We start from the raw sequence: 12,535 nt of genomic DNA on the forward strand, positions 1-12,535 counted from the left end.
CAGAGCCGTCAAAAACCGCTGGGAATTCGGATACTTTCGCCGGATTTCGCGAGCTCGCTGGCTCGCGACCGCGAAACTAACCATGTGCATCCGAGCGTCAACGCCGCCCCTAGCAATTGCCGTGCGCGCGGGCCAGCCGGGCCGGACGCTTGACGGGAGCGCCCTCGGGCCGCACGTAGAGCGTCCACGCTCCGCGCCGTCGAGCGCCTCCAGCCGGCGCTCCGGTTCGAGGTGCCGCGTCGGTGCGGAGCGGCGGGCTCCGCGGGCCACGCCAGGACCTCTCCGGCCGCGCGACCTCCTCACGCAACCCGCGCCGAACGCCCGTCCGGCAGACTCCGGCGCGGGAGCACGCCGCGGGAGCGCGTGAAGACGCGGCGCGCTGGAGGGGCTTCTTGCGGTCCGAGACGCCCTGAGCTATAGGCGCCCTCCCTCGCAACACCCGAAGGACTCACCATGAAGCCCGGCATCCACCCCGAGTACAAGGCCTCCACGATCACCTGCGCGTGCGGCGCCGTCGTCGAGACCCGCTCCACCCGCGGCAGCTTCACGACCGACGTGTGCTCCGCCTGCCACCCGTTCTACACGGGCAAGCACAAGATCATGGACGTCGCCGGCCGCGTCGACCGCTTCCGCAAGAAGTACGCGACCGCTGGCAAGTAGGCGGGCGGCTCGTCCCTTCCTCGACATCCCCTCTTTACAGATGCGCCCGTCACGCCGCCCCGCCCGGGGCGTGCCGACGGCCCGCGCTCGTCCCGAGCGCGCTGCCCGGCCCGAGCGGCCGACCTGCGCAGCGCGAGCGGCCGAGACGTCGCCCATCCACCTTCGCGGCGCTGATCGGCCAGGCCGATGCGAAAGCCGCGTGATGCGCTAGATTGGAACGCGTATGAGCGATCAGCCTGCACGTCCGTATATCGGCGGCCAAGCGGTGATTGAGGGGGTCATGATGCGATCGCCGAGCTCGGTCGCGATCGTCTGCCGGCGCCGCTCGGGGGAGCTCGTGGTGCGCGAGCAGCCGATGACCGCGGTTTCCAGGGGGCCGCGCACGTGGCCGTTCGTGCGGGGGGTCGCGACGCTCGTGGAGTCGCTGCGCCTCGGGTCTCAGGCGCTCCGCTGGTCCGCGGATCTCTACGAGCAGGATCTGGCGGCCGAAGAGGCGGCCCCGGCCAAGGGGCCGGCCTCCAAGCGCTCGAGCGCCGGCTCGGCGAGCGGAGCGAGCCTCACCTCCCTGGCGCTCAGCATGGCCGCGATCGCGACGCAGGACGTCGAGCCCGCGCAGGTCGCGGGCGGCCCGGCGCCCGGCGGCAGCGGCGCGGACGGAGGCGCGGATGGAAAGAAGAGAGGCGGGGGGATGGGCGTCATCCCGATCCTCTTCGCCGTCCTGCTCTTCGTGGCGGCGCCTCAGGCCGGCGCCGAGCTGGTCAACAAGGTCTTCGGCCTCGGGCTGGAGGTCACGTCGCCGGGGTTCCAGGCGATCACCGGCGTGGCGAAGCTCGCCATCGTCGTCGCCTACCTCCTTCTGATCCGCCAGATCTCCGAGGTCCGGCGCGTTTTCCAGTACCACGGGGCGGAGCACAAGGCGATCTCCACCTACGAGGCGCGCGAGGCGCTCGAGGTCGAGAACGCGCGCCGCAAGACGGCCATGCACCCCCGCTGCGGGACCACGTTCCTGGTGATGGTGGCGCTCGTGTCGATCGTGGTGTTCTCGGTGGCCGGGGCGTCCCTCGGGGCGTTCCTGCCCAAGCTGCCCGGCGGCCGGCTCGTCGAGAGCGTCGGCTTCTTCTTGATGAAGCTGCCGTTCCTCCCGCTGATCGCCGCGGTGACCTTCGAGATCCAGCGGCTCTTCGCCCGCTATTGCACCACCGGCCCGCTCCGCGTGCTGCTCTGGCCGGGGTTCCTGGTCCAGAAGATCACGACGGCGGAGCCGGACGACGCGCAGCTGGAGGTCGCCCTCGCCTCGCTCCGCGCGACGCTCTGGCGGGAGGAGTCGGTGACCGCGCCGGCCCAGCCCGATCGGGTGTTCGCGGACTACTCCAAGCTGCTGGCCGACCCCGGCTACGCTGGCGCCCACGGCTAGCGCGCGCCAGCGCCGCCGCACGCCGCCGCCGTCCACCTCCGCGTCGTCTTCGGATTGCAGATGCTACCTATCGCGAAACTCGAGGCGGTCCAGCGCCGCTTTCAGGAACTCGAGCACCTCATGTGCAGCCCGGCGGTGCTCTCCTCCCCGGCCGAGCTCCAGCGGCTCAACCGCGAGCGGACCGAGATCGAGCCCGTGGTCGTCGCCTTCGCGCGGCTGCGGGACGTCGAGCGGCGCATCGCCGAGGACCGCGAGGCGCTGAACGATCCCGACCTGTCCGAGCTCGCCCAGGCGGAGCTGCCCGAGCTCGAGACGGAGCGCGAGCGGCTCGCCAGCGAGCTCGAGGTGCTCCTCCTGCCGAAGGACCCGAACGACGCGCGCAACACCGTGATCGAGATCCGGAGCGGCGAGGGCGGCGAGGAGGCGGCGCTCTTCGCCGCCGACCTCTTCCGCATGCTCTGCCGCTACGCGGAGACGAAGCGGTGGAGGGTCGAGGTGCTCAACCTGAGCGAGGCCTCCGCCGGCGGCTACAAGGAGGTCGCGGCGCTGATCTCGGGGCAGGACGTGTACTCCCACCTCCGTTACGAGGGCGGCGTGCACCGCGTGCAGCGGGTCCCCTCGACGGAGACGCAGGGGCGGATCCACACCTCGACCGCGACCGTCGCCGTCCTGCCCGAGGCGGACGAGGTCGACGTGCACATCGACGACAAGGACCTGGAGATCTCGATCGCCGCGTCGGGCGGCCCCGGCGGGCAGGGCGTCAACACGACGAACAGCGCCGTGCAGATCAAGCACCTACCGACGGGCATGATCGTGAAGTGCCAGGACGAGCGCTCGCAGCTGAAGAACAAGGCGAAGGCGATGAAGGTGCTCCGGAGCCGGCTGCTCGAGATCGAGCAGCGCCGGCAGGAGGAGGCCCAGAGCGCGGAGCGAAGGACCATGGTCGGCACGGGGGAGCGCGCGCAGAAGGTGCGGACCTACAACTTCCCGCAGAACCGCGTGACGGATCACCGGATCGGCCTCACGCTGCACAAGCTCGACAAGATCATCGAGGGGGATCTCGACGAGCTCATCGGCGCGCTGCGCACGCACCGCCAGGCGGAGCTCCTGCGGCGCGGCGGGCTCTCGGGGCCCGCCGGCGGCGCGGTGGAGCCCCTCACGTGAGGGGGACGCCGCCCATCGATCTGGAGGCGCTGTTCGTCGCGCTCGTGCTGGCGCCGTCCACGTTCTCGCGGAACCGCTTCTACGCGCTCTATGCCGATCCCGAGGCGCGCCGGGTGCGGCGGCGGGCGGCGCTGCTCAGGAGCATCGTGCGGCAGCTGGTCGGCGGCGCGGGCCGCGCCGGGCTCGCGCCCGCGGCGAGCGGCGGCGCGCTCCTCACCTACGACGTGCCGTCGCTCGGGCTGAAGCGCACCGCCGCGCTCGACGACCTCGAGCTCGCCGTGCTCCGCATCGCGGTCGCGCGCGGGACGGTCCCCCGCGCCGTGCAGCAGGACGCCGGGGGCGCTGCGCCGAGCCCGGCGGCGGGCGCCGCGCTGCCCGACGACCTGCTCCCCGAGCCGGCGGACACCTCGCGGATCGAGCGCGCGCTCGCCCGGATGCTGCCCAGGGAAGGGCAGGGCGGCGCGCTGGAGGCCCCCGGCCAGGGAGAGCCGGGAGAGCCGGACCCGGCGACCAGGGCGCTGCCCCGCGACCGGGAGCGGCGCGACACGCAGGCGCCCTAGGACACCGAACGGGCTGAAACCCCGAGAAAATGAACCACAGAGGCACAGAGGACACAGAGAAAGAGAGAGCTCAGAATCCTTTCTTCATCCCTCTGCGCCCTCTGTGCCTCTGTGGTTCCAATCTCTTCACTCTCGGGCGTTTCAAGCTGATCGGCGCTCTAGCTCCCCGCCGAACGGCGGGCCAGGGATGGCGCGGACGCCTCGCGGGCCCGGCGGCCCCGAGCAGACCGCCGCGCGCCGTCCGCGGGGCGGCGGACCGAAATCCTGTTAGGGGTTCCTGACGCGCGGTACGGCGCGGTACTAGGAGGCGACCATGTGCATCTTCTGCAAGATCGCGAACAAGGAGATCCCGTCGAAGGTCGTGCTCGAGGACGAGCACGTCATCGCCTTCCACGACGTGAACCCGCAGGCGCCCACGCACGTGCTCGTCATCCCGAAGCGCCACATCGCGGGGATCGCCCAGGCCGCGCCCGAGGACGAGGCCGTCCTCGGGCGGCTGCTGCTCGCCGCGCGGCAGGTCGCAGAGAAGACCGGCATCGCGGAGGCCGGCTTCAGGACCGTCGTGAACAGCGGCGCGAACGCCGGCCAGACGGTCTTCCACCTGCACGTCCACGTCATCGGCGGCCGGCCCATGGCCTGGCCCCCCGGCTGAGGCGGCCGGCGCCGCTCAGCGGACGTCGCGGGCGGCGCTCACCACGGCGTCGAGCCACGCCGCCTCGGCCTGGCCGAGCGGCGGCTGCCGCGGCAGCGAGGTCGGCAGCGCGCGCGGCCGCGACGCGCCGTGGGCGCGCAGGTGCACGGACGTGACGGCGCCGACGCGCCCGCCGACGCCGAGGAGCAGCGCGAAGAGATCCGGACCGACGGCGCGCCGCGGGGCGGGGCGCACCGCGAGCTCGGCGCCCGACGCGAGGCGCGCGGTGAAGCCGGCGACGAGGTGATCGACCGGATCGCTCCACGGATCCGGCGCGCCGGGGGCGCCCGCCGCGATCCACGCGTCGAGCGTGAGCTCGCGCGAGGCCGCGCCGAAGTCGAGCGCCAGCGTGAGGCCGCGCTGCTCGAGCGCGCGCTCGACCTCGCCGAGGCGAGCTTCGCCGGCGGCGTGCACGAGCAGCGAGTCGCGGTCGATCACGGGCGACGCGGGCGGCGGCGGCACCGGGCGGCGCGCGGCGCGGGCGGCCTCGCGCGGGAGCAGGTTGCCCGGGTTCATGATGCCGGCGGGGTCGAAGACGCCCCGGAGGGCGTGGACGACGTCGGCGCCAAGGCCGAGCTCGGCGCCGAGCCGCGGCGCCTTGCTGCGGCCGACGCCGTGGTGGTGCGAGAGCGTGCCGCCGGCGTCGACCGCGGCGTCGAGGGCCGCCCGCCAGGCCGCGTCGTACTTCGCCTCGGCCTGCGCCACGGTCGGCGCGCTGCCCGCGAAGGTGAAGTAGATGCTGCAGCCGTCCGGGTAGGCGTGCGACAGGTGCGCCATCACGAAGACGTGGCGCCCGAGCGCCCCGCGCACCGCGCGGTAGAGCGCGTCGAGGCGCGACCAGGGCGCGGCGACCTCCATCGTGTCGCTGAACGCGCCGGCCATGAAGACCGGCGCCTGGCGGTAGCTCACGCTGTAGCGGTGCGCGAGCCAGTGGCGCGCCGGCTCCTCGCCGAGCGGCCTGGCCCCGGCGCGCCCGGCGATCGCCGCGGCGCGGGCGAGATCCTCGGCGCTCGCGCGGGCCGTGCCCTCGAAGATGAGGATGAGCGTCGCGCCGCGGAGCACGCGCGACCCGACGGCGTCCACGGCCTGGTTGAGGAGCCCCGGCGCGCGCAGGAGGCCGCGCAGCACGGCGGCGCCGGTGCCCGGGCCCCGCGCGCCGCGCGCCCGCGCGGCCGGCCCCTCGGTCGGCTCGTCGCCCGCGCCGGCGTGGCCGCGCTGCCGGCGCACGGCGCCGAGCCGGGCCATGAAGGAGTCGAACGGGTCGTAGAGCCGCGAGACCGCCGGGCGAAGGCCGGCCTGGAACATCTCGCGCATCGCGCTCCACCCGGCCTCCAGCGTGGGGAAGGAGAAGGCGGCGAACGCGCGCGCCGGCGGGGCGGGGTGCAGCCGGAGCGTCGCGGCGGTGACCACGCCGAGCACGCCCTCGCTGCCGATGAGGAGCGGCGTCAGATCCGGGCCGCGCGTCCGCCGATCGAAGCGGACGACCTCGCCGCGGCCGACGACGCACTCGAGCGACGCGACCATGTCCTCGATCTTGCCGTAGAGCCCCGAGCACTGGCCGGCGCTGCGCGCCGCGACCCAGCCGCCCACCGTCGAGCAGAGGATCGACGACGGGAAATGGCCGAGCGTGAAGCCCTCGGCGTTGAGCTCCTCCTCGAAGCGGATGCCGAGGGCGCCGGCCTCGATCTCGACCGAGGGGGCCTCGCGATCGAGCGAGCGGCGGCGGGAGAGCCGCTTCAGGTCGAGCACGACCGTGCGGTCGTCCGGCAGGACGCCGCCGCACACGCCCGAGCCCGCGCCGTACGGCACGAGCGGGAGCCCCTCGTCCGCGCAGAAGCGGACCACCCGGGCGACCTCCTCGGTGGACGCCGGCCAGAGGATCATCCCGGGCCGGTGCTCGGCGACGCGGCCCTCCGTGACGGCGAGGTGGTGCCGCGGCCAGAGATCGCGGGCGTAGGCGATCTGATCGACGGGGGAGGCGCTGGCCGGGATCCCCGGGAGCGCGCGCGAGATCGCGGCCTCGAAGCGCATGCGTCAGGAGCCCCCTAGCGCGTCAGCTGCGCTCGGCAAGGATGATGAGCCGCGGCGACTCCGAGCCGAAGAAGACGCCCGGATGCGCGGGGTGGCCGGTCACCTCGGTGACCTTGAAGCCGGCTTCGTGGAGCATCTTGCCGAGCTCGTGCAGCCCGTAGAGGCGGATCGAGTAGTCGATCTCGCGCGAGCGGCCGTCCTCGAACATGACCGTGCGCTTCACCTTGAGCCGGCTCGTGAAGAAATCGACCTGCATCTCATCCATGCAGACGCAGCCGTCCCCCTCGAACCAGACGAGGCTCGGCTGGCGGGACGCGACGTAGTCGCGGTTCACGATGTCGAGCAGGAGCATGCCGCCCGCGCGGAGGGCGCGGCGGATGCGGGCGAGCACGTCCGCGTTCTTCTCGTCGTCGAAGTAGCCGAAGCTCGTCGACCAGCAGTAGACGCCGTCGAAGGTCTCCTCGAACGTCATCTCGCGCATGTCGCCCTGGAGGAAGTTCAGCTTCTGGCCGCGGTCCTGCGCGTCGTCGGCGGCGCGGGCCAGCATGGCGAGCGACAGGTCGAAGCCGACCACGCTGTAGCCGCGGCTCGCGATCTCGATCGCGTGGCCGCCCGCGCCGCACGCGAGGTCGAGGATCACGGCGCCCTTCTCGACGCCGAGCCGCTCCTCGATGAAGTCGACCTCGCGGCGAACCACCTTGCTGTCGATCTTGTCGAGCGTGCGCAGGAAGTCGTCGCCGAAGAGCTCCTCCCACCACGGGCGCTTGCGGCGCGCGGCGGGCTCGGTCGACGGGCCGGAGTTCGGCTCGAGATCGAGCGGCTTGGCCGCGGGCGGCGCGGGGGGAGCGGAGATGCGCGCCGAGGGATCGCCGTGCGGCGGCGGCACGGACACGGGCGGCGGCGGCACCGACGTGAACGTCGCGAGATCCGGCGAGGCGAGCGCCTGCGCGCGCGGGCGCCGCGGCGGCGGCGGGGGCGGCGGCGGCGGCTTCTTGGGATGCGCCGCCTGGGCGTCGGCGCGGGCGGCCCGGCCCTCGTCGGTCAGCTCGGGCTCGACCTCCTCCAGCTCGACCTCGCTGCTCTTCGGCGGCAAGGTGATGCGCGTCGGGTCGACCTGCTGCGGCTCGCCTCCGCCTGCCCCGGGCGGGACGCTCGTCGCGTCGGCCCTGGCCTCGTCGGCCTGCTCGGGCTCGGGCTCGACCTCCGTGAGCTCTTCCGGGCTCGACCCGGGCCGCCAGTCGAGCGGGCGCGCCTCGATCTCCGGCGCCGAGGGCTGCGGCCGCCTGGGCTCGGGCTGGAGGGCGTCGAAGGCGGCGTCGCGCGCCGTCGGCGGGCCCTCCCCCGGGCCCTCCTGGTACGGGTCGAGGCCCAGCACAGTCTGGCGCGAGTCCGGCCCGATCCGGAACTGGAGCGGCGGCCACTCGTGCTCGGTCGGGTCGGTCAGCAGCGGCGGCCTGGCGGGCTCGGGCTGCGGCTCGGCCTGCGAGGTGACCGGCGGCAGGTTCGACTCGATGCTGAGGATCTGGAGCGGCCGGATCACCGCGACCGAGTCCGGGTCGATGATCAGCCCCGGCGTCGGCATCGGCGGGACGCTCGAGGACTTCGGCGACGGCCGGGGGACCGCCCGCGGCGCGACCAGCTCCGCCAGGTTCGGCGGCGGCGCCGGCTTGCTGGCGGTCTTGGGCACCTCGATCGCCGGCTCGCTGGGAGGCCTCGCGGCGGCGCTCAGCCATCCGTCGTCCTCCACCTCGTCGAGCCCCAGCGATCGCGGCGTCGCCGTGTCCGCTTGCGGGGCGCCCGCGTCGAGCGCGGCGTCCGCGTCGAGCGCGGCGCCCGCGTCGAGCGCGGCGCCCGGATCGTCGCCCTGCTGCGCCGCGTCTCCGGGCACGTTCACGAGCCGCCGCGAGCGGCGGCGCGCGGTCTTGGCGCCGTCGCCGCGCTCTGCCTCCGTGGCCCGCTCCACCTCCGCGGCCAGCGATTGCCAGGCCCGCCTCGAGGTGGGCGTTGCCGGCAGGGGGGTGCCGTGGCGCGAGCGCTCCGTCGGCGGCCCGGCGATGCGCGGATCGAGATCGAGGTCCGGGATCTCCGAGAGCGGCCGGCCGGAGCTCCCGTCGGCCATGCCCGGGATGACGTCGAGGCGCGGCAGCGGCGTGGTGGTCGCGAGCTGCGGGCGCACGCTGGGCGTGCGCTCGGGCCGCGGAGCGACGGACGAGCGCGCGGGGAGCGAGCTCTCTCCCTGCGGCGCGAGCGCGGCCGCGTTCCCTGCCTCGCCCGGCGGGGGCGCGCCGGGCTCTCCGGAGGCGCCGCCTTCCTGGGCGGCCTGGGCCAGGGGGTTGCGCGGCCGCTCGCTCGTCATTGCTTGCCCCCTCCGTCCATCGGCTCACCGTAGAGGACCGGCCCAGGAGCCCTGCTCCAGGGGGGCGACACCCCGCGCTCCACGAACAGGACCGCGGTGGAGCCGAGGTGGAACTTGCCGATCTCCTCGCCGCACGCGACCGGGAGGGCCGGCGAGATCGGGTGCACGCCGAGCGGCACGTCGCGCGCGTCGATGGCGCTCACCGTGATCCGTCCGACGATCATCGCGCCCACCATCACGACCGTCACGCGCCCCTGGCGCTCGGTGTCGATCACGATCGCGACGCGCCGGTTGCGCGCGAACAGGCCCGGGATGTGGCGCTCGCCGATCGCGTTCACCGGGAACAGCTCCCCCGGCATCGAGCGGATGAGGCTCACCTGGCCGGCGACGGGCGAGTGGACCCGGTGGTAGTCGCGGGGCGAGAGGTAGACGACCGCGAACTGCCCGCCGTCGTAGCGCGACGCCTCCGCGGGGTCGCCGACGAGGTCCTCCACGCGGTAAGGCTGCCCCTTGATGAGCAGGCGCCCGCCCTCGGTCACGGGGCCGAGCGACTCGATCCGGCCGTCGGCGGGGCTGGTGATGGCTCCGGGATCGGAGCAGACAGGGCGCATCCCCTCGCGGAGCTTGCGCGTGAAGAACGCGTCGAAGCTCTCGTAAGGGCTCGTCAGCACCTCGGCGGCGTCCATGTCGACGCGGTACGCGCGCGCGTAGAGCTTGACCACCGCGTTCAAGACGGCGGCGGGTGCTCTGGCGTCGCAGAGGCGGCCAACGGCCCGGGTAATGCGCTCTCGCGGAAGCACCCGCAACAGCTGTGCGGCGGCGTAGGTGGCAACGGTCATTGTGCGGAGCGGCGGTAACAATGCGGGAAAGAGAGCGGTGCAGGAATGCTAGGCCTCGGGACGGACCTCGGTCAACGCTCGGGTCAGGCGAACCTTTCCGCGCCGGCGCGGTCCCCCCATCCAGCGAAGGAGCTCAGCCTTGACGCGACGCGCGACGCTCAGCGCGATCCGTGGCGCGACGAAAGGCCCGTCCCCCGCGCTCCACGTTTCTCCACGTCGCCGCGAGGGCGTCAACCGCGAAGCGCCGCCCCACGCAAATGGCGGCGCGAGCGCCGGCAGACCGCGCCGGCCGCGCGCTCCATTCTGAAGCGCCGATCCGGACCCGGCGCTGCAACTTCGATCGGCCCGCCCGGGGGCAGCAGAAAAGCGGAGCGATTTCAAGTCCCTGCGCCCTGGCACGCCGCTCGCTGAAGGGAGCCCAGGAGGCACGCGACGACGATGGAGATCAGGTTCTGGGGGGTTCGCGGGAGCATCGCTTCGCCTGGGCCGGAGACGGCGGCGGTGGGCGGAAACACCAGCTGCGTGGCGGTCCGCTGCGGATCGACGCAGCTCATCCTCGACGCCGGGACGGGCGTTCGCAAGCTCGGAGATGCCCTGCTCCGGGAAGGGCCGGTGGAGGCCACGGTGCTGCTCTCCCACCTGCACTGGGACCACATCCAGGGCCTGCCGTTCTTCGTGCCGGCGTACCTGCCGAGCTCGAAGCTGTCGATCGTGGGCAGCGCGCACGGGGTCGGGACCCTCCGCGAGGCGCTGTCGGCGCAGATGGCGGCGCCGAGCTTCCCGGTCCGGCTCGACGAGCTGGGCGCCCAGATCGCCCTGCGCGAGACGCGGCCGGGCGAGGCGTTCGACGTGGGCGAGGTGCACGTGCGCACCGCCAAGCTCAACCACCCGGGCGGCGTGCTCGCCTACCGCCTCGAGCACGCGGGGAAGAGCCTCGTCTACGCGACCGACACCGAGCACTACGCCTGCGTCGATCCGGCGCTGCGCGCGCTCGCGGACGGCGCCGACGTGCTCATCTACGACGCGCAGTACACCCCGGAGGAGTACCGCGGCGACGCCGGGCGATCGAGGGTCGGATGGGGGCACTCGACGTACATCGCGGGCGCCGAGATCGCGCGGGCGTGCGGCGCGCGTCAGCTCGTACTCTTCCACCACGACCCGCAGCGGACGGACGCTGGCGTCGCCGAGATCGAGCGCCTCGCGCGCGAGCTCTTCCCTGCCTCGGTCGCCGCGCGCGAGGGGCTCTGCATCGACGTCGAGGCCGTCGCGCGGGCCGCGTGATGACGCGGGTGACGACAAGGGCGGCGACCTCTATGCTGGATCCTGCTCCGCTATCCATGTCGCGCCTCTCGCTGCTCGTCGATCTCGCCTCCCTCCTCGCCCGGGAGGTCGACTTCGACGCCCTCCTCGGCACGGCGTGCGAGCGGCTCGCGAAGGCGCTCCGCGCCGACCGCGCCACGATCTGGCTCGTCGACGCGGAGCGCGGCGATCTCGTCACGCGCGTCGCCGTGCTCCCCGAGCTCCCCGCGCTCAGGCAGCCGCTCGAGCGAGGCATCGCGGGGCACGTCGCCAGGACCGGCGAGGTCGTGCGCGTCGACGACGCGGCGCGCGATCCGCGCTTCGATCCGTCGGCCGATCGGGCGACGGGCTACACGACGCGCTCGATGCTCGTCGCGCCGATCCGCGAGGACGCCGCCGCGCCGATCCGCGGCGTCGTCCAGCTGCTGAACCGCGCGGGGGCGCCGTTCGACGAGGAGGACGAGCGCTACCTCGTCGCGCTCGCGACGCAGCTCGCCCGCGCGCTCCTCTTGACGACGCTCCGCGCGGCCGAGGGCGGCGGGCCGGGGGTCGTGCTGCAGGGGCCGTTCAACCGGATCGTCGGCCGCAGCGAGCGGCTCGCCGCCGTGTACGAGAAGGTCCAGCTCGCGGCGCAGACCGACGCGACCGTGCTCCTCCGCGGGGAGACCGGCACCGGCAAGAGCCTGTTCGCGCGGGCGATCCACGTCAACTCGCGGCGTCAGACGCGGCCCTTCGTCACGGTCGACTGCACGACGCTGCCGGCGCAGCTCGTCGAGAGCGAGCTCTTCGGCCACGAGCGCGGGGCGTTCACCGGCGCGGACCGGCGCGTGCCGGGCAAGGTCGAGCTCGCGGAGGGCGGCACGCTGTTCCTGGACGAGCTCGGGGATCTGCCGCTCGACATCCAGGGCAAGCTCCTGCGCTTCCTGCAGGATCGCTCGTTCGAGCGCGTCGGCGGTCGGCAGACGCTCCGCGCCGACGTGCGCGTCGTGTGCGCCACGCACTGCGACCTCGAGCGCGCGGTCGCCGAGGGCCGCTTCCGCAAGGACCTCTATTACCGCGCGCGCGTGGTCGAGATCGATCTGCCGGCCCTGCGCGAGCGCGGCCCCGAGGACGTCGAGACGCTGGCCCGCCACTTCGCGGACGTCTACGCGACGCGGTACGGCAGGCCCGCGCCGCGCTTCGATCTGGACGCGCTCCGCCACATCCGCGCCCACACCTGGCCGGGCAACGTGCGCGAGCTCGAGCACTGGGTGGAGAGCGCGATCGCCCTGGCGCCGGACGGCCGCATCTCCGCCGGGCACCTCCCGGCGCGCCGGCGCGGGGGGGCCCCGCCGCAGGCCGCCGCGGCGCCCGAGGGCGACGATCAGGTGGCGCTGCCGCTCGGCCTCACGCTCGACGAGGTGACGCGGCGCTACGTCGAGGCGATGGTCCGCGCGTGCGAGGGGAACAAGACGGAAGCGGCGAAGCGGCTCGGCGTCGGCAGGAACACCCTGGCGCGCGCGCTCCGCACGAAGAGCTGAG

At 73.9% G+C, this 12,535-nt stretch carries 10 protein-coding genes; 7 read left to right on the plus strand and 3 right to left on the minus strand.

The genetic code is table 11. The annotated features are described in order from the left end of the window. Positions 1 to 453 precede the first annotated feature (453 nt). The 5 genes from rpmE (at position 454) to WME83_RS50930 (ending at position 4,450) form a co-directional block, all read left to right on the plus strand. Positions 454 to 660 (plus strand): 50S ribosomal protein L31, encoded by a 207-nt coding sequence (gene rpmE / locus WME83_RS50910; protein ID WP_012241637.1) that lies wholly within the window; start codon positions 454 to 456, stop codon positions 658 to 660. 280 nt (positions 661 to 940) lie between these two features. Further along, complete coding sequence (locus tag WME83_RS50915; protein WP_437316943.1) at positions 941 to 2,074, plus strand: DUF1385 domain-containing protein; 1,134 nt, start codon at positions 941 to 943, stop codon at positions 2,072 to 2,074. Between the two features lie 60 nt (positions 2,075 to 2,134). Beyond that, positions 2,135 to 3,238 carry a peptide chain release factor 1 gene (gene prfA / locus WME83_RS50920; RefSeq protein ID WP_437316944.1) on the plus strand — a complete coding sequence of 368 codons (1,104 nt, stop codon included), beginning with the start codon at positions 2,135 to 2,137 and terminating at the stop codon, positions 3,236 to 3,238. Next, a complete protein-coding gene (locus WME83_RS50925; protein WP_437316945.1) occupies positions 3,235 to 3,798 on the plus strand; it encodes a hypothetical protein in 564 nt (187 codons plus the stop codon). The genes prfA and WME83_RS50925 overlap by 4 nt, the downstream gene beginning before the upstream one ends. A 313-nt stretch (positions 3,799 to 4,111) precedes the next feature. Then, on the plus strand, positions 4,112 to 4,450 hold the full coding sequence (locus tag WME83_RS50930) for a histidine triad nucleotide-binding protein (protein WP_437316946.1): 339 nt from the start codon (positions 4,112 to 4,114) through the stop codon (positions 4,448 to 4,450). Positions 4,451 to 4,465: 15 nt separating this feature from the next. Here the strand turns inward: WME83_RS50930 and WME83_RS50935 are convergent, their stop codons facing one another. From WME83_RS50935 to asd, 3 genes are read right to left on the minus strand one after another with little or no spacing between them, the layout of a single operon-like run. After that, a complete protein-coding gene (locus tag WME83_RS50935; RefSeq protein WP_437316947.1) occupies positions 4,466 to 6,520 on the minus strand; it encodes an FAD-binding protein in 2,055 nt (684 codons plus the stop codon). Between the two features lie 22 nt (positions 6,521 to 6,542). Then, positions 6,543 to 8,876: a methyltransferase domain-containing protein gene (locus tag WME83_RS50940; protein WP_437316948.1), complete on the minus strand. Its 2,334-nt coding sequence runs from the start codon at positions 8,874 to 8,876 to the stop codon at positions 6,543 to 6,545. After that, positions 8,873 to 9,598: an archaetidylserine decarboxylase gene (gene asd, locus WME83_RS50945; RefSeq protein WP_437322141.1), complete on the minus strand. Its 726-nt coding sequence runs from the start codon at positions 9,596 to 9,598 to the stop codon at positions 8,873 to 8,875. The genes WME83_RS50940 and asd overlap by 4 nt, the downstream gene beginning before the upstream one ends. 555 nt (positions 9,599 to 10,153) lie before the next feature. Between asd and WME83_RS50950 the strand changes: the two genes are divergently transcribed. Both WME83_RS50950 and WME83_RS50955 read left to right on the plus strand, forming a co-directional pair. Further along, entirely contained in the window at positions 10,154 to 10,996 is an 843-nt protein-coding gene (locus WME83_RS50950) for an MBL fold metallo-hydrolase (protein WP_437316949.1), read from the plus strand. A 32-nt stretch (positions 10,997 to 11,028) separates the two neighbouring features. Then, the gene (locus WME83_RS50955; protein WP_437316950.1) at positions 11,029 to 12,534 is read left to right on the plus strand and encodes a sigma-54-dependent Fis family transcriptional regulator; all 1,506 of its coding nucleotides are present in this window, start codon (positions 11,029 to 11,031) and stop codon (positions 12,532 to 12,534) included. Position 12,535: the final 1 nt, after the last annotated feature.

Source organism: Sorangium sp. So ce385 (assembly GCF_051474135.1).
Classification (GTDB): Bacteria; Myxococcota_A; Polyangia; order Polyangiales; family Polyangiaceae; genus Sorangium; species Sorangium cellulosum_D.

What these genes read in the sequence shown, in the direction of transcription:
- WME83_RS50955 (WP_437316950.1), top strand. Translation starts at nt 11,029, where the DNA reads ATGCTGGATCCTGCTCCGCTATCCATGTCGCGCCTCTCGCTGCTCGTC.
- WME83_RS50940 (WP_437316948.1), bottom strand. Translation starts at nt 8,876, where the DNA reads ATGACGAGCGAGCGGCCGCGCAACCCCCTGGCCCAGGCCGCCCAGGAA.
- WME83_RS50935 (WP_437316947.1), bottom strand. Translation starts at nt 6,520, where the DNA reads ATGCGCTTCGAGGCCGCGATCTCGCGCGCGCTCCCGGGGATCCCGGCC.
- WME83_RS50915 (WP_437316943.1), top strand. Translation starts at nt 941, where the DNA reads ATGATGCGATCGCCGAGCTCGGTCGCGATCGTCTGCCGGCGCCGCTCG.
- rpmE (WP_012241637.1), top strand. Translation starts at nt 454, where the DNA reads ATGAAGCCCGGCATCCACCCCGAGTACAAGGCCTCCACGATCACCTGC.
- prfA (WP_437316944.1), top strand. Translation starts at nt 2,135, where the DNA reads ATGCTACCTATCGCGAAACTCGAGGCGGTCCAGCGCCGCTTTCAGGAA.
- WME83_RS50950 (WP_437316949.1), top strand. Translation starts at nt 10,154, where the DNA reads ATGGAGATCAGGTTCTGGGGGGTTCGCGGGAGCATCGCTTCGCCTGGG.
- WME83_RS50930 (WP_437316946.1), top strand. Translation starts at nt 4,112, where the DNA reads ATGTGCATCTTCTGCAAGATCGCGAACAAGGAGATCCCGTCGAAGGTC.